This is a genomic window from Kosakonia sp. N21, assembly GCF_050587465.1.
In the GTDB taxonomy this organism is placed as follows: domain Bacteria; phylum Pseudomonadota; class Gammaproteobacteria; order Enterobacterales; family Enterobacteriaceae.
On the sequence record NZ_JBOBHR010000003.1, the window covers coordinates 161162 to 177795 of the forward strand.

Genomic DNA, 16634 nt, shown 5'->3' on the forward strand with positions numbered 1-16634 from the left:
GCACTTTTACAACAGGATACCGCCGAACACGAAGCCCAGGATCACGCACAGCGCAATGGCGATCACGCCGGGTATCAGAAACGCGTGGTTAAAGACAAACTTACCAATCCGCGTTGAACCGGTGTCGTCCATTTCGACCGCCGCCAGCAGGGTCGGGTAGGTCGGCAGCACGAACAGTGCAGAAACCGCCGCAAACGAGGCAATCGCGGTAAGCGGCGTAACGCCGAGCAGCAGAGCGGCAGGCATCAGGGCTTTGGTGGTCGCCGCCTGCGAGTAGAGCAGGGTTGCGGCGAAGAACAGCACCACCGCCAGCAGCCACGGGTAGCTGTGCAGCAGGTCGCCCGCCACCATCTGGATATCTTCGATGTGATGTTTTACAAAGGTGTCGCCCAGCCAGGCGACGCCGAGCACACAGACGCAGGCGCTCATCCCGGATTTAAAGGTCCCGGCGTTGAGGATCTCTCCGGTGTCGATTTTGCAGGTCAGGCAGATAAGCGTCGCGATAGTCAGCATAAAGACCACAATCGCTTCGTTACGCGGCAGCACCGGGTTGGCTATCAAGCCGACGGTGGGGCTGATGGCCGTGGCGTACAGCATTACCGCAATAATGCCGATCAGAAACAGCAGCACCGAGCGTTTGGCATGCGGTTTCAGCGCGAAAACCTGGCTGCCGCGCAGTTTCACTTCTCCCTTCGCCAGACGCTCCTGGTAAATCGGGTCGTCTTTCAGTTCGCAGCCAAGGAAGTTACACACCACGGCAGTGATCATCACGGCAATCAGCGTGACCGGAATACAGATCGCCAGCAATGTCAGGTAGCTCACACCGAGCGGCTCCAGGATCCCGGCGAAAAAGACCACCGCGGCGGAAATGGGCGACGCGGTAATGGCGATTTGCGAGGCCACCACGGCGATGGACAGCGGGCGGGATGGGCGAATGCCTTGCTCTTTCGCCACTTCCGTTATCACCGGTAGCGTGGAGAATGCGGTATGCCCGGTACCAGCGAGAATGGTCATAAACCAGGTCACCAGCGGGGCGAGAAAGGTAATGTATTTCGGGTGGCGGCGTAACATGCGCTCCGCCAGACTGACCAGATAATCCATCCCTCCTGCGACTTGCATGGCGGCGATAGCGGCGATGACCGCCATAATGATTTCAATAACGTCGAACGGTATTGCGCCGGGTTTGATTTGAAAAAAGAGCGTCAGTATGAGCACTCCGAAACCACCGGCAAAACCAATGCCGATGCCGCCGAGTCTGGCACCAAGGTAGATGGCGATCAGGACGAGGACAAGTTCTGCAGCAAACATAGTTGGCTTCCTTGTTTAACTAAGTGATATCGAATTGTTATAGTTTAGTAACCATCCAAAAGAAAAAGGCACACCGTTCAGGGTGTGCCTTTTGTCTGTTTAGCCGTAGGGGTTACTGTTCACTTTCATCGGTATAACGTTTCGCTTTGTAGGCCGGGTGCATCAGGTTCTGCGCCGAGAAGATGTCGTCCAGTTCGGCTTCCGTCAGCAAGCCGCGCTCCAGCACCACTTCCCGTACGCTCTTGCCCGTTTCGGCGCAAATCTTGCCGACGATATCGCCGTTGTGATGGCCGATAAACGGGTTGAGATAAGTGACGATGCCGATGGAGTTGTAAACGTAGCCTTCGCACACTTCTTTGTTGGCGGTAATGCCGTTAATGCATTTTTCCAGCAGGTTGTAGCAAGCATTGGTCAGGATATGAATCGACTCAAACATCGCCTGGCCGATCACCGGTTCCATCACGTTGAGCTGTAACTGACCCGCTTCAGAGGCCATGGTGACGGTGATATCGTTGCCGATAACTTTAAAGCACACCTGGTTCACCACTTCCGGCACCACCGGGTTCACTTTGGCTGGCATGATGGAAGAACCCGCCTGCAACTCCGGCAGGTTGATTTCATTCAGCCCGGCGCGTGGGCCGGAAGAGAGCAGACGCAGGTCATTACAGATTTTGGAGAGTTTGACCGCCAGACGTTTCAGCGAGCTGTGTACCATCACATATGCGCCGCAGTCAGACGTTGCTTCAATCAGGTCTTCCGCAGGGACTACCGGCAGGTTGCTGACTTCCGCCAGTTTCTGCACCGCCAGTTGCTGGTAGCCATCCGGCGTGTTGAGACGCGTCCCGATCGCGGTCGCGCCGAGGTTCACTTCCAGCAGCAGCTCGGATGTCCGCAGCAGGTTTTTGGTTTCTTCATTCAGCAGCACGTTGAAGGCATGGAACTCCTGGCCGAGCGTCATCGGAACGGCGTCCTGCAACTGTGTGCGGCCCATTTTCAGGATGTCCTGGAACTCAACGGCTTTACTCTCGAAGCCTTCGCCCAGTTGTTTAATGGCATCAACCAGTTTGACGATAGAGGCATAGACCGCAATACGGAAGCCGGTCGGGTAGGCGTCGTTGGTGGACTGGCATTTGTTCACATGATCATTCGGGTTCAGGAACTGGTATTCGCCTTTCTGGTGGCCCATCAGCTCCAGGCCAATGTTGGCCAGTACCTCGTTGGTGTTCATGTTCACGGAGGTTCCTGCGCCGCCCTGATAGACGTCTACCGGGAACTGATCCATGCATTTGCCGTTGTTCAGGATCTCATCACATGCGGCAACGATAGTGTTCGCGATACTTTTAGGGATGGTTTGCAGCTCTTTGTTCGCCAGCGCTGCCGCTTTTTTCACCATTACCATGCCACGTACAAACTCAGGTATGTCGCTGATTTTGCTGTTGCTGATGTAAAAGTTTTCAATCGCTCTCAGAGTATGCACGCCGTAGTAGGCATCCGCCGGCACTTCCCTGGTACCTAACAAATCTTCTTCGATACGAATGTTGTTTAACATGTGAACCTTCTTTTTCAAGCTACGAATGAATACACCAAACACACAGTATTAATGTGGTTATGTGTCTTTTCCGACCGACGATTATCCCCATAATCGGCCAGATACCCGGAATGATATGCTGATGATAGCGAAATGCCGTAATCTTGATCACTTATTATATTCGCCGTTGCATCATAATTATTAATATGTGAAATGAGTCACCGCTTCGTGACAGACAGAAAATTTTCATCCGCCGGGAAATTGAATTTTCCGCATTCGCCACCATCTCAGTAACCATGCGATTCGCAAACTCATTCAGACAGCCGCCACAGGGCGTCTGTCCGCCGACAGGAGAAGCCAGTGCGCTGGATACCGTTTATTGCCTTTTTTTTATACGTTTATATTGAGATTTCGATTTTTATTCAGGTCGCGCATGTCTTTGGCGTTCTGATGACGCTGATTCTGGTGATCTTTACCTCGGTGATCGGCATGTCGCTGGTGCGTAACCAGGGCTTCAAGAACTTTATGCTGATGCAGCAGAAAATGGCGGCGGGCGAAAGCCCGGCGGCAGAGATGATCAAAAGCGTGTCGCTGATTATCGCGGGTCTGTTGCTGGTGCTGCCAGGGTTCTTTACCGATTTCCTCGGCCTGTTGCTCCTGCTGCCGCCGGTGCAAAAGCACCTGACGCTGAAACTGATGCCGCATTTGCGTTTTTCGCGTATGCCTGGTGGTGGTTTTGGCGCGGGAAGCGGCGGTGGAGAGACCTTTGAAGGGGAGTATCAGCGCAAAGACGATCAGCGCGATCGCCTGGATAACAAAGACGACCGCTAAACAGGATGCCCGGCGATGCCGGGCTTGTTTTATGAGTGAACAGAGGGGGAGGGTGCGATCCGACGTTTGGGTAAAAAGAGCCATAACGCGGCGAACATGAATACCGCATAGAGACTTTTCCAGCCGGGAACCACCAGTAACAGTAAACACAGCACGCTACCCACGATCGCCAGCGCTTTGTAGCGCCCCCTCAGCAACCGGCAACCCGCCAGCATACACAGCAGATAGATAGTGATGAAAATCCCGTTCGCGTAGATGATCAGCGTATCGAGATTAATGCTGAATGCGTAAATCGCGAGGGTGCAGAAGATGCAGCAGAGGATCACTGCGCTTAACGCATGTTGCGGTAGCTGTCGCCCGGAGAGGCGCGCCAGCGCGCTATCCGGTTTGTACATTGCCTGTGACCACACCAACCGGGCGAAGCTCTGAATGTAAATATTCAGGCTGGCAAAGCAGGCCAGATAACCAATGATGCAGGCGATCCACAACGCCTGCTTGCCGAACAGTTCGACCACAATCACCGGTAATGACGCCGCCGCGCCCTGATCGCGCCACAGGTCAAAGTGCAGCACCACCACGGTACAACCCCAGTACACCGACCCCGCCAATAGCAGACCTATCATTAACGCACGGGGAAAATCGCGCTCCGGGTTTTTGAACTCTGAGGCCAGGTGGGCGAAAGCCTCCAGCCCAACGAAGCACCAGAACATGACCGCCAGCGATGAGGACATCTCCGACACCGATACCTGCGATAACGGCGGGAAGACAATGTCCGCGAAGTGAATACCGCCGCGCCACCAGATAGCGACAATCAGCGCAACAATCAGCAACGCAATGATCGATTGCAGATTGGCGCTGGAACCAGCGCCGCGCGTGCCTAAAAACCAAATCAGCGCCAGCGTGCCCAACTCTGTCATCAGCAACTGCGATCCTTGCCAGCCAAACATGCCCTGCCAGAAGCCGGCGGCAATATGCAATGCGGCCGGTAACCCTACCGGGATCACCGAGAGAAACAGCCAGCCCGTTACCCGTTCCAGACGCGGACCAAACGCCATGCCGACAAAGTGCGCGACCCCGCCTGCGCTGGGAAAGTGACGACCCAGCACGGCAAAAACAATCGCCACCGGAAATACCAGTGCGATCAGCAACGGCCATGCCCATAAACTACTGTTACCTGCAGCCACGGCGGCTAACGCCGGTACCGCAAAAACGCCGGTGCCAAGTAAGGAGGTGGAAAGCAACCCGATGCCCTGAGCCAGCCCCAGTTCTTGTTTTAATCCGCCCATTGTCCCTGCATCAACCTCTGTCTGATTGACCTCAAGAGAAGGGATGTTATCACAATCGGTTTTCCTTATGGCTGGACCAGCAGTGCTGCTATTTTCCGCACTTTTGCGCATTGACGCACTTTCGTAAATTTTTTTTGTTCTTCCCCCTTGAAGGGGGAAAAATCGACCCCCATCTCTCAGGTCACCAGCCGGAGATCCCTGTGCGGACCGGCGTCATCCATAACTGATAAAGACTTCCTCAAAGGAGAGCTATCAATGAGTATTCGTCCGTTACATGATCGTGTGATCGTCAAACGTAAAGAAGTTGAATCCAAATCCGCTGGCGGCATCGTTCTGACCGGTTCTGCAGCAGGCAAATCAACGCGTGGCGAAATCATCGCTGTCGGTAAGGGTCGCATCCTGGAAAACGGTACGGTGCAACCGCTGGACGTTAAAGTGGGCGATATCGTGATTTTCAACGATGGCTACGGTGTTAAAGCCGAGAAGATCGACAACGAAGAAGTGCTGATCATGTCCGAAAGCGACATTCTGGCAATTGTTGAAGCGTAATTTCACGCGCGAAACTGAACGAATTTAAGGAAAGAGAAAATGGCAGCTAAAGACGTAAAATTCGGTAACGACGCCCGTGTAAAAATGCTGCGCGGCGTGAACGTTCTGGCAGATGCAGTGAAAGTTACCCTCGGTCCGAAAGGCCGTAACGTGGTTCTGGATAAATCTTTCGGTGCACCGACCATCACCAAAGATGGTGTTTCCGTAGCGCGTGAAATCGAACTGGAAGACAAGTTCGAAAACATGGGTGCGCAGATGGTGAAAGAAGTGGCCTCCAAAGCGAACGACGCTGCAGGCGACGGTACCACCACCGCAACCGTACTGGCGCAGTCCATCATCACTGAAGGCCTGAAAGCTGTTGCTGCGGGTATGAACCCGATGGATCTGAAACGTGGTATCGACAAAGCTGTCGCGGCTGCGGTTGAAGAACTGAAAGCGCTGTCTGTACCGTGCTCTGACTCCAAAGCCATTGCTCAGGTTGGTACCATCTCCGCGAACTCCGATGAAACCGTCGGTAAACTGATCGCGGAAGCGATGGACAAAGTCGGTAAAGAAGGCGTGATCACCGTTGAAGACGGCACCGGTCTGCAGGACGAGCTGGACGTGGTTGAAGGTATGCAGTTTGACCGCGGTTACCTGTCTCCTTACTTCATCAACAAGCCGGAAACTGGCGCTGTCGAGCTGGAAAGCCCGTTCATCCTGCTGGCTGACAAAAAAGTGTCCAACATCCGTGAAATGCTGCCGGTTCTGGAAGCTGTTGCGAAAGCCGGCAAACCGCTGGTTATTATCGCTGAAGACGTGGAAGGCGAAGCGCTGGCTACCCTGGTGGTTAACACCATGCGTGGCATCGTGAAAGTGGCTGCGGTGAAAGCGCCTGGCTTCGGCGACCGTCGTAAAGCTATGCTGCAGGACATCGCAACCCTGACCGGTGGTACCGTGATTTCTGAAGAAATCGGTATGGAACTGGAAAAAGCAACCCTGGAAGACCTGGGTCAGGCTAAACGCGTTGTGATCAACAAAGACACCACCACCATCATCGATGGCGTGGGTGAAGAAACGGCAATCCAGGGCCGTGTAACTCAGATCCGTCAGCAGATCGAAGAAGCGACCTCTGATTACGACCGTGAAAAACTGCAGGAGCGCGTAGCGAAACTGGCAGGCGGCGTTGCGGTTATCAAAGTCGGTGCTGCTACCGAAGTTGAAATGAAAGAGAAAAAAGCCCGCGTTGAAGATGCCCTGCACGCGACCCGTGCTGCGGTAGAAGAAGGCGTGGTTGCTGGTGGTGGCGTTGCGCTGATCCGCGTAGCAAGCAAAATCGCTGACCTGAAAGGCCAGAACGAAGACCAGAACGTGGGTATCAAAGTTGCGCTGCGCGCAATGGAAGCTCCGCTGCGTCAGATCGTGCTGAACTGCGGCGAAGAGCCGTCTGTGGTAGCGAACACCGTTAAAGCAGGCGACGGTAACTACGGTTACAACGCAGCAACGGAAGAATACGGCAACATGATCGACATGGGTATCCTGGATCCGACTAAAGTGACTCGTTCTGCTCTGCAGTACGCAGCATCTGTAGCCGGTCTGATGATCACCACCGAGTGCATGGTGACTGACCTGCCGAAAGGCGACGCGCCGGACTTAGGTGCTGCTGGCGGTATGGGCGGCATGGGCGGTATGGGCGGCATGATGTAATTGCTGCCGGACACATGCGCAGGGTTTACTCTGCCGTGAGTTCAAACAAAAAAGAGCGGGTTTATCCCCGCTCTTTTTTTATCTTTTAAATCCTGTCTGCGATGGATTGCGTTAATCACGGAGATGCTGTCAGGGCATCGGTTTTTTGCGCCACAGCCAGCGGGGTAGGCTCACACTCGACAACCCTGTCTTCAATCAGCTTCATATATTTCATCTTTTCGGCGGAAGAGAGCGTCCGCAGCGTGTTGTTACCCTCAAGGGAGAAGATCTCACACTGTTTCCTATCCTTCATTTGCCAGCAAACGGCGGTGAAGCGCTCGCTCTCCTCCTGACGTTGCCACAGCCACAGACTGATGAGTAACGAAATAAGGAGCAGAGCCGGGAGCGATACCCGCGCGATCTGTTTATAGCGTGGTGGTGTCTCATCACGCTTATCCGGTTTACTGGTTTTATTTTCCTCCGCCTCGCGCACAATATGTACTTCAGCGTTAAACATAAAACCGGTTTTAGGAATGGTTTTAATCAGTTGAGGGCCTGCGCCAAAATCGGTGAATATTCGTCGTAACAGCGATATGTACTGGTTCAGTGTGTTATTTGACGAGTGTAATCCATATGCTTCCCAAACTGATTGAAAAACAGCATCCCGGGTTATGACTTCTCCACGGTGTTCAATTAAATAAGTCAGTAATCGGCTGTTGGTGAGCGTTAAATGTTTTTTTTCGTTTTCAGTGTCGATACGCCATATCGCGCCATCGGCAGGTCTGAAATAAATGTCCTTATCAATGATAAATTGCATAAGAATACCTTGCGTAACCATCCTTGCTACAGTGTTAATGAACCGAATTAACGTAAAGTTGTTAGAAAGTCGTGTAATCATGTGCTTTATAACGACATCTGTTATGCTTCTCAGTAAATTTCTCTTTTACTTACCTGGCTGATAAAAGAGTCACAGTGTCATCATATTGTCCAGTGGACATTTATTGTCAATAAGTTAATGTTTTTTCTTGTTGATTGACAGAATAGAAGACATTAATACGCTTTGTTTCTGTTGTATAAATTGGTTTTTAATTATTTATTGTTTTATATTAATTAGCGTTTCCTTTTATTTTATTGTGAGTTGTAGTGGATTGTGTTGTTTATTGATTTTGTTTTGATATAAGTATCTGATGTTAATGACCTTCTCTTACTATTGAAATCCATGAGTCTTCATTGGAAATCGGGCGCTATTAATTTCTGTTACGGCAGGATATTAATGGTTCTGGTCTGGTGTTTACCCCACGATTCAATTTTAAGGGAAAGAGTAATATGAAATATTTACATGCCGTTGTATTCAGCATCGGATGCCAGGCCATGCTGTCTGCCTGCTCAACGAATGTGGCTAAAAATAATTCCCCGATGACACCTGCAGTAAGCAATAACATAATAAAAGCAGGCGCCGACACGGCTACGACGAAAAAAACAGCCTTCTTCGATGGTATTGTTATCGCCTCAACCAATAATTCGTGTATTGACCAGTTTAATTTTATTCGTGGTAATAATACTGATGCTTATCAACGCTACTCCTCTGATTATGCGAAAATCGGGGAAGGTTATCGTTTCTTAAATGTGAATAAAAACATTATGGGCAAGGAAGCGAAGGACGTTTATACCCTGCAACTCGATGTGAAACTGGACACGCTATGTGCAAAAGTGCACTACACCAGTTATCAAATCGTTAAAGAGAAAATGAAAAATCTCGCCAGCATTTAATAAATAAATCACCAATCTTTGTGAGCGGCCATAAGTCATGCGGCGCGTTATTCTTTTTTTGCGGTGATGTAATGATAACGATAATTCGACTATCCGGATGGAAACGGGGCCTAACCTGGGGAATGATATTTCTTCAGTTCTTGAGCCCATTATTATTAACCATCACGGCAGGCGTTCGGGCGAGCGAATATCAGGATTACCAGACCATGAGTGAAACCATGGCGGGTTTGCAAAACCTGATTAACGAACAAGGAATGCCTCCTCAACCCTCCCCACCTTCTGGCGCGACAAACCGGGCAATTCTTTCTTCCACACTGCCCGAGTTGGGCGGTGAATCTGATGCCGAACAAGTGCGCGCGAGCGTATCACCGGAACAGGATGCGGCGTCGAACCTGGTGCAGGTGGGGCAGTTATTTACATCGGGTGATATTCGTGAATCGTCGTTTGGACTGGCGCGCAGCCTGGGGGAAGGGTTAATTAATCAGCAGGTTAGCGACTGGTTGGGACAAAAAGGGACGGTGAAGGCGTCACTGGGAACCAACCGCATGATGACCGGCGATCTGTTGCTGCCCCTGGTGGAGACGGATCATCATCTGTTATTTAGTCAGCTTGGTCTGCATAGCAATCAGGATCGCAATATCGCTAATCTCGGTGTGGGCTATCGCCATTACCGTCATGACTGGATGTTCGGCGTGAATACCTTTTATGACTACGATTACACCGGCAAAAACGCCCGTCTGGGGCTGGGGGGTGAGGTCGGGACCGGTTATATGAAGCTCGGCGTGAATGCGTATTACCCCCTCACGGCGTGGCATCCCTCTTCGCTCGATTCGATGAACATGTACGATGAGCGGCCCGCAAAAGGCGTCGATATGCGGCTTGAAGGCTGGCTACCGTCGCTACCGCAGTTGGGGGCAAAAGTGAAATATGAACGCTATTTTGGCAAGCATATCGCGCTCAGGTCTGGTGGGGGGCTCAGTCATCTGAAAGATGATGCCCAGGCGTTGACGTTAGGTCTGAGCTATATGCCCTTTCCATTGGTGACGTTCTCCGGCGAGCGTTCAGTGGGTGATAATAGGGATACCCGGCTGGATCTTTCCCTGAATTACCGTTTGGGTGTGCCGCTCTGGCGGCAACTTGAGTCTGCTGGCGTTGATTTTCAGCGCAGCCTGTCAGGCAGCAAATATTCGTTGGTGGATCGCAACAACGATATTGTTATGCAGTACCGTAAGCAGACGCTTATCGGCATCTCTTTACCCCGGCAACTGATTGCGGAAGCGGGCGCGATACTGCGTATTCCTGTGACGGTGACGCAAGCCAGATATGGCCTGGCGCGCATTGAGTGGAGCGCATCGGCTAATTTTACCGCCAATGGCGGTAGCTGGCGTCAACCTTCTGCTACGGAGCTGGAAGTGCAGGTTCCGGCTTATGTGTCCAACTTCAGCCGGGCGCTGAGCGCGCCGCAGGAGTATATCCTGACCGGGGTGGGCATTGATAAGAACGGCAACCGCGCCGCGCCCGCCAGCACAATTATTCGGGTCATGCCTTCCGGCGAAGTGATCCAACCGCTGGCTGTTCTGCCTGGCGTGGCGCAACTGGCGGATAAACAGCACGCGTTCTCTATTCGTGCGCAGGTCGTTGATGAGCAGGGTCAACCGCAGGCGTCTCAACGTGTGACGTTCAATGTTTCACGGTTAACCGACAGTAGCGGTATTTCGGCGGCAACCCTGTTTACCGACGGTATGGTCGATAACAATGCGCTGAGCGTGGAGACTGACAACCAGGGGATCGCCGTGGTCAATGTGCGCAGCGGTGTTGCCGGAGAGGGGTTAATTACGGCTTCGTTACGCAATGGTCATGCCCGTAAAGCTACCGTTTCGTTTATTGCCGATTCCACGACGGCCCGACTGTCGGATTTTGTCATTGTGACGGACAATGCGCTGGCTGATGGCGCACAAACTAATGTGTTGCGTGCGACCGTTCGCGATCTTTATGGCAATCCGTTGGAAAATTACGCTGTTGATTTTTCTATCGATAATGGCGCGGTCGCCCTGGGCGGTAATACAGCCATGTCCGACAGGAACGGTGTGGCTACGCTGTTGCTGACCCATACGCGCGCGACCACCAGTACCGTCATTGCGCATGCCAATAACACCACCCTCAGCCACACGGTGAATTTTGTCGCCGATCGTTCCACGGCACGTTTTGCGCAAAGCAGTATTACTCAGGATGCCACAGCTAACGGAGTCGACAGCAATATCTTACGGGTTAACGTGGTGGATGCGCGTGGCAATCCCCTGTCGGGAGTGAGCATACAATTTTCCCCTGAGCTGCCTGTGAATGTCACGCCTGCCCAGGTGACCACTGATGCACAAGGCGGTGCGCAGACGTCACTGACAAGCCGCAGGGCAGGCCAGTTCGCTACCGTTGCGAAGATGGTTGAAACAGGCCAGACAGTACAACTGAACTCTCGCTTTGTTGCGGATAAAAACGCGATCCAACTCACCAATGAAAGCCTGATTATTGCGCCGGATAATGCCGTTGCGAACGGTCTGGTGCGCAATGGCGTTACCGTTATGGTTGTGGATGCCAACGACAATCCTCTTCCCGGTGTGGCGGTCGGTTTCAGTGTTAGCGCCGGGGCAACATTGGCGGCGACGTCGGATTTTACCGGCATGGATGGTAAAGCGCAGACTACGGTGGTGAGCGATCGGGCTGGCGTTTATACGGTGTCAGCGACGGTGAACGGTAGCACGCTGAACAAAACGGCGGTTTTCGTTGCCGATGTGACGACGGCGCAAATCACCACTGCGAATCTGGTTGTGGAGAGTGAGGGGGCGGCGGCAAATGGCATTGCCACCAACAGTGTGAGCGCGACCGTTACCGACGCGCATGGCAATGCGCTTGCGGGGATAGCCGTCGATTTTGCCGTTAGCACCGGTGCGACGATAGCGGTTGTTCGGGGGATCAGCGATATAAACGGCAAAGCCATGGCAAAAGCGACCAGTCTGCATGCCGGGATCTATACGGTGACGGCGACTGTTGCCGGAACCTCTGCCAGCAAGACGATGCACTTTGTCGGCGATGTGGCGACGGCCTCGCTGGTCTCGGTCTATCTGGAGGGGGCTGACGTTGATAAAGTGGCCAATTCAACAGATGCTTTTACGTTTAAAGCCGTCGTTAAAGACGTTCACGATAATCCGGTCCCTGGCGCAACAGTGAAATGGCGACACGATAACGGTGTGGCGGCAACCATCAGCAATCTGAGCGTGACGGACGCCGACGGAATTGCCAGCGCTATGCTCCAAAGCACACAGATGGAGGCAACGGCGATCCGCGTTTCTGCCTCACTGGATGGCGTCACGCAACTCAACGCCGACAAGACCGTGAGTTTTAATACGCCGCTGGTGAATCTTAGCGGGGTATCCTGGGCGCTCAAATCGGAATGGGGAAGTGCCAGGCAGGTGCTCCTTTCCGGCGTTGTGGTGAAGCTATTCAATGCAAAAGGCGATGCGCAACCGGTCTATTCGACCACAACGAGCAGCAACGGCAGCTACCGACTTAATGTCAGGCCGGGAAGGTATTATGTTGAGGCGACGTCAAAAGCATATCTCGCGCAGAGTCTGACGCTGGATGTGCCCAATGTGGCGAGCTATGCCCTGGATGTGACGTTAACGCACCGTCTGGAGGGAGCATCGGCGCGTATCTCCCTGACGTGGGATGCCACCCCCAGAAATCTGGATGCGCATATCGTGGTTCCTCCGCCCTCTACCAATCCCGGCGGGCAGCGGATTCATGTGTATAACGCAAGCAAGGCGCCCGCCAATGCAGACGCCTTTCTGAATCAGGATGTCGAAAAGGGGTATGGTCCTGAAATCATGATCATCAAGCGTATGCATCCGGGCGCATATTGTTATTCGGTCAATAACCACCGTCCGGATTTGGGGCCGTTAATGGTCGGGGCAAAAGTAAAAGTCGAGCTCCCGGATGGCAGAGCCTACACTTGGGCGGTGGAGAGCGCATCCGGGGCACCGTCGGACCTGCTCTGGCATGTTTTTAAAATCAATGTCGATCAGAATGGCGACGCTGCAATACAGCCGGTCAACAAAATCGTTCCCGGTTCGACATTCAATTACGACGGATGTTAACCCTCATGTAACCCTGCCGCTCGCGGTGGGGTTTCCCGCCTTATTTTTCCTGATTTGTGCGACCTGCGATGACGGCGTGTTTCTTTTGGTCATCTTTTTAGTATAAGGTTTACACACGGGCGACATGCGTCCAGCTCATTGATTATGGGGAATAACATGTACGTAAAACATTTAGCAGGGATCGTGGGTGCCGCGATACTGTTGGCCGGATGTAGCAGTAGCAACGATTTGAGCGCTGGCGGGCAGAGCGTGCGCTTTGTTGAAGAGAAGCCGGGCGCACAGTGCCAGTATCTCGGCACCGCCACCGGTAAACAGAGCAACTGGCTTTCCGGGCAACACGGTGAAGAGGGTGGTTCCATGCGCGGTGCGGCAAATGCCCTGCGCAACCAGGCGGCAGCAATGGGCGGCAACGTACTTTATAGCGTAAACAGTCCGACTCAGGGCTTTTTGTCCAGTTTTGTTCCGACCGCCAGTGAAATGAGCGGTCAGGTTTATAAATGCCCGAATTGATCTTATTTTTGTACTCCCGTCAGTGATGGCGGGAGTTGCTCGGTTTACTCTTTTCTCTGTTATTTTTTTTATGATTTAAAATTCATGCAATCTATATTTCCGCTGCGTTAATAAAACCCCTGAATATAAATTATCGCGAAATATTGACCTGCGTCGTTATATTGTTCTCTTTGCGTTTTTTTATAGCGTAAAGCGTAAAGCATTATCGCTGCGTGCCGATAGTCCCGACAGGATTCATTGCAAGATGGATTTTACGGCGTGTTATTTTAATTATGATGGCGTTGGGAGCTTGTCATGAATATTACAAAGCGATTGTTGCTTGCTTTTTCGTTACTAATAGCCAGCCTGATTGGTACGAACCTCATTGCTATGATGTCGTTATCAGAAATAGGAAGTTCGCAAAAAGTCTTCCAGGAAAATACGTTACCCAGTCTCGATGAGATAAATGCTGAGATGCTGAAGGTGACGAGTGTCCGCGCTCAGCTCTTTTTGCATGCCCTGACGGAGGATGCAACACAAATGGCGGAAATAAAACAGAATGCGTTGAAAATTTTCGATGAGCTGTACAGTATGCACCAACATTATACTCAGCAGCTTACCGTGGATCAGAAAGATCTCGAGCAGTCTAAAAAAACACTTGCCGACCTGGAAAAATTCCGTGTGGTAATGGACAGCTATTTTAAATTATCTGAAGCGAACGATCGTATGGCTGCATCTAATGCTATGCGTAGTGGCGGTATGGTAGCGGATAATATTACGACACTGATTAAGGACTTTTCCGATCAGGTCGCTTATAACACCTGGTTAGTCGACGAGGCGCAAAATAAGAGTGACAGCTTAATTTCCCGTTCAATGGTGTTGTCTATTTCTGCAACGTTGGTTGCGACAATATTATTGGGCCTGTTTGGTTTAATAACGGTGCTGAATATTCGACGCCGCCTGAATGAAATGAAAGATGGCATGGTGAATATCAGTGAAAACCTGGATCTCAGCTATGCCATTCCCATCGGGCGTATGGACGAAATCGGCCAGGCCGCCAATGCGTTTAATCAGTTAATAGGACGCATGGCGGAGTCCCTGAAAATGGTGCGTTCTGCCTCCTCTTCCGTGAATACAGCCGCCAATGAGATAGCATTGGGTAACAACGAACTTTCCGCCCGCACGGAACAGCAATCGGCTGCAGTTGTTGAAACAGCTGCCAGCATGGAGGAACTCAACTCCACGGTGAAACAGAATGCGAGCAACGCGCACCAGGCCAGCCAACTCTCTATCGCTGCTTCTCAGGCAGCAACACAGGGCGGCGAGGTGGTTAGTGCAACGGTTAATCGCATGAAAGACATTATCGGAAGTTCGAATAAAATTTCCGAAATAACCTCGGTGATCAACGGCATTGCTTTCCAGACGAATATCCTGGCGCTTAATGCCGCGGTAGAGGCTGCAAGAGCGGGGGATCAGGGGAGAGGCTTTGCTGTTGTAGCGGGGGAAGTCCGTTCGCTGGCCCAGCGCAGTGCGCAAGCGGCAAAAGAGATCGAAACCCTGATCAATGAGTCCGTTAACTATGTTGAAGACGGTGCCCGCCAGGTTGATCTGGCAGGCGAAGCCATGAGTGGCATTGTGCATTCTGTTATGCAGGTAAAAGATCTGATGCAGGAAATTGCCGCAGCGTCAGACGAGCAGGACCGCGGGATCACGCAAATCGCTCAGGCGATGTCTGAACTGGATACCACAACACAACAGAATGCGGCTTTAGTTCAGGAATCTTCGGCTGCCGCAGGCAGTCTTGAAGACCAGGCGACGAAACTGCAGCAACTGGTTGATGTTTTTCGTCTGCCGGGGCAAAACGTTGCACATAAACCCGCGCCAGCCGCTAAGCACACCCAGATGAATCCGACAGTCGTCAGTGAAGATGATGGTTGGGAAAAATTCTAAACAGTAGTTTGAGTCTGCTGTCATCAGACTCGCAGATTTTCACGGCTATGCTCTGTCTCGTGGCATAGCCGTGTTTTTTAGCTCTGACGTAATTGCAGATCTAACGGCGTCTTGCTGGGTTCACCGCCAATTTCACGAGCCAGTTTCGGCACCATATAGCCTGAAACCTGCTTCAGCAATTCGCGCATGATATTCCGCGCTTCCTCATCGCTCACCATAAAATGCGCAGCGCCCTGAACTTTATCCAGCACGTGCAGGTAATAAGGCATCACTCCCGCGTCGAACAGTGCATTGCTCAGGTCCGCCAGCGTTTGTGCGTTATCATTCACTCCGCGCAGCAACACACTTTGGTTCAGCAGCGTTACGCCGGCCTGACGTAGTCTGGCCATCGCCGCGCAGAAATCATCATCGATCTCCCTGGCGTGGTTAATATGATTAACCAGCAGGATCTGCAACGACGAGCGCGCGAAACGGGCCGTCAGCGTGTCGGTGATACGCGCCGGGATCACTATTGGCAGACGGCTATGGATGCGCAAACGCTTGATATGGGGGATTGCTTCCAGTTGTTCAATCAGCCAGTCCAGCTCATGATCTTTCGCCATCAGCGGATCGCCGCCGGAAAAAATAATCTCATCCAGCTCCGTGTGCGTGGCGATATAGTCCAGCGCACCTTGCCAGTTGCGTTTGTTGCCCTGGTTATCGGCGTACGGAAAGTGGCGGCGGAAGCAGTAACGGCAATTTACGGCGCAACCGCCTTTTACCAGCAGCAGGGCGCGGTTGCGGTATTTGTGCAGTAACCCCGGCACCACACTGTGTTGTTCTTCCAGCGGATCGGCGCTGAAGCCTGGCGCTGCAATAAACTCTTCGGCAGCGGTAAGTACCTGACGTAGCAGAGGATCGTTCGGGTTCCCTTTCTCCATTCTCGCCACAAAAGCCCGTGGTACGCGCAAGGGAAAAAGGCGTTTTGCTTCGCGTCCGGCCAGCATTTGCGCATCCGGGTCTACATTTAAAATACGTAACAGTTCATCGGGATCGGTTATTACATCGGCAAGTTGCAATAACCAATCTTCTCTGGAAGGGGTTTTTAGGGTTACAATGTGTGCCATTTTT

General features: G+C 52.2%; 12 protein-coding genes. 7 read left to right on the plus strand and 5 right to left on the minus strand.

Annotated features, from left to right (window positions below):
- Positions 1 to 6: 6 nt before the first annotated feature.
- Together ACQ3G7_RS07880 and aspA are read right to left on the minus strand one after the other, a co-directional pair.
- The gene (locus ACQ3G7_RS07880; protein WP_263098361.1) at positions 7 to 1308 is read right to left on the minus strand and encodes an anaerobic C4-dicarboxylate transporter; all 1302 of its coding nucleotides are present in this window, start codon (positions 1306 to 1308) and stop codon (positions 7 to 9) included.
- Positions 1309 to 1420: 112 nt separating this feature from the next.
- Positions 1421 to 2857, minus strand: coding sequence for an aspartate ammonia-lyase (gene aspA, locus ACQ3G7_RS07885; RefSeq protein ID WP_061498553.1), 1437 nt, complete (start codon positions 2855 to 2857; stop codon positions 1421 to 1423).
- 339 nt (positions 2858 to 3196) lie between these two features.
- Here aspA and ACQ3G7_RS07890 point away from each other — a divergent pair, with 339 nt between their 5' ends.
- Positions 3197 to 3667 carry an FxsA family protein gene (locus ACQ3G7_RS07890; protein ID WP_430889445.1) on the plus strand — a complete coding sequence of 157 codons (471 nt, stop codon included), beginning with the start codon at positions 3197 to 3199 and terminating at the stop codon, positions 3665 to 3667.
- A gap of 29 nt (positions 3668 to 3696) precedes the next feature.
- On the opposite strand, the gene yjeH is transcribed toward ACQ3G7_RS07890, so the two are convergent.
- On the minus strand, positions 3697 to 4953 hold the full coding sequence (yjeH, locus tag ACQ3G7_RS07895) for an L-methionine/branched-chain amino acid transporter (RefSeq protein ID WP_430889446.1): 1257 nt from the start codon (positions 4951 to 4953) through the stop codon (positions 3697 to 3699).
- Positions 4954 to 5208: 255 nt separating this feature from the next.
- Between yjeH and ACQ3G7_RS07900 the strand changes: the two genes are divergently transcribed.
- A complete protein-coding gene (locus tag ACQ3G7_RS07900) occupies positions 5209 to 5502 on the plus strand; it encodes a co-chaperone GroES (protein ID WP_007372708.1) in 294 nt (97 codons plus the stop codon).
- A 39-nt stretch (positions 5503 to 5541) separates the two neighbouring features.
- A complete protein-coding gene (gene groL / locus ACQ3G7_RS07905) occupies positions 5542 to 7188 on the plus strand; it encodes a chaperonin GroEL (RefSeq protein ID WP_263098357.1) in 1647 nt (548 codons plus the stop codon).
- Between the two features lie 115 nt (positions 7189 to 7303).
- On the opposite strand, the gene ACQ3G7_RS07910 is transcribed toward groL, so the two are convergent.
- The gene (locus tag ACQ3G7_RS07910) at positions 7304 to 7984 is read right to left on the minus strand and encodes a winged helix-turn-helix domain-containing protein (protein ID WP_430889447.1); all 681 of its coding nucleotides are present in this window, start codon (positions 7982 to 7984) and stop codon (positions 7304 to 7306) included.
- A 509-nt stretch (positions 7985 to 8493) separates the two neighbouring features.
- Here ACQ3G7_RS07910 and ACQ3G7_RS07915 point away from each other — a divergent pair.
- From ACQ3G7_RS07915 to ACQ3G7_RS07930, 4 genes are all read left to right on the plus strand, one after another.
- Complete coding sequence (locus ACQ3G7_RS07915) at positions 8494 to 8937, plus strand: YuaE family lipoprotein (RefSeq protein WP_430889448.1); 444 nt, start codon at positions 8494 to 8496, stop codon at positions 8935 to 8937.
- A gap of 206 nt (positions 8938 to 9143) precedes the next feature.
- Positions 9144 to 13085, plus strand: coding sequence for an Ig-like domain-containing protein (locus tag ACQ3G7_RS07920; RefSeq protein WP_430889449.1), 3942 nt, complete (start codon positions 9144 to 9146; stop codon positions 13083 to 13085).
- A gap of 156 nt (positions 13086 to 13241) precedes the next feature.
- A complete protein-coding gene (locus ACQ3G7_RS07925) occupies positions 13242 to 13595 on the plus strand; it encodes a DUF4156 domain-containing protein (protein WP_430889450.1) in 354 nt (117 codons plus the stop codon).
- A gap of 294 nt (positions 13596 to 13889) precedes the next feature.
- Positions 13890 to 15524: a methyl-accepting chemotaxis protein gene (locus ACQ3G7_RS07930; RefSeq protein WP_430889451.1), complete on the plus strand. Its 1635-nt coding sequence runs from the start codon at positions 13890 to 13892 to the stop codon at positions 15522 to 15524.
- A 77-nt stretch (positions 15525 to 15601) separates the two neighbouring features.
- On the opposite strand, the gene epmB is transcribed toward ACQ3G7_RS07930, so the two are convergent.
- Positions 15602 to 16630: an EF-P beta-lysylation protein EpmB gene (epmB, locus tag ACQ3G7_RS07935; protein ID WP_430889452.1), complete on the minus strand. Its 1029-nt coding sequence runs from the start codon at positions 16628 to 16630 to the stop codon at positions 15602 to 15604.
- Between the last annotated feature and the right edge of the window lie 4 nt (positions 16631 to 16634).

Excerpts from the sequence above, each read along its gene's own strand:
- ACQ3G7_RS07880 (WP_263098361.1), bottom strand. The coding sequence starts at position 1,308 with ATGTTTGCTGCAGAACTTGTCCTCGTCCTGATCGCCATCTACCTTGGT.
- aspA (WP_061498553.1), bottom strand. The coding sequence starts at position 2,857 with ATGTTAAACAACATTCGTATCGAAGAAGATTTGTTAGGTACCAGGGAA.
- yjeH (WP_430889446.1), bottom strand. The coding sequence starts at position 4,953 with ATGGGCGGATTAAAACAAGAACTGGGGCTGGCTCAGGGCATCGGGTTG.
- ACQ3G7_RS07900 (WP_007372708.1), top strand. The coding sequence starts at position 5,209 with ATGAGTATTCGTCCGTTACATGATCGTGTGATCGTCAAACGTAAAGAA.
- groL (WP_263098357.1), top strand. The coding sequence starts at position 5,542 with ATGGCAGCTAAAGACGTAAAATTCGGTAACGACGCCCGTGTAAAAATG.
- ACQ3G7_RS07910 (WP_430889447.1), bottom strand. The coding sequence starts at position 7,984 with ATGCAATTTATCATTGATAAGGACATTTATTTCAGACCTGCCGATGGC.
- ACQ3G7_RS07915 (WP_430889448.1), top strand. The coding sequence starts at position 8,494 with ATGAAATATTTACATGCCGTTGTATTCAGCATCGGATGCCAGGCCATG.
- ACQ3G7_RS07920 (WP_430889449.1), top strand. The coding sequence starts at position 9,144 with ATGAGTGAAACCATGGCGGGTTTGCAAAACCTGATTAACGAACAAGGA.
- ACQ3G7_RS07925 (WP_430889450.1), top strand. The coding sequence starts at position 13,242 with ATGTACGTAAAACATTTAGCAGGGATCGTGGGTGCCGCGATACTGTTG.
- ACQ3G7_RS07930 (WP_430889451.1), top strand. The coding sequence starts at position 13,890 with ATGAATATTACAAAGCGATTGTTGCTTGCTTTTTCGTTACTAATAGCC.
- epmB (WP_430889452.1), bottom strand. The coding sequence starts at position 16,630 with ATGGCACACATTGTAACCCTAAAAACCCCTTCCAGAGAAGATTGGTTA.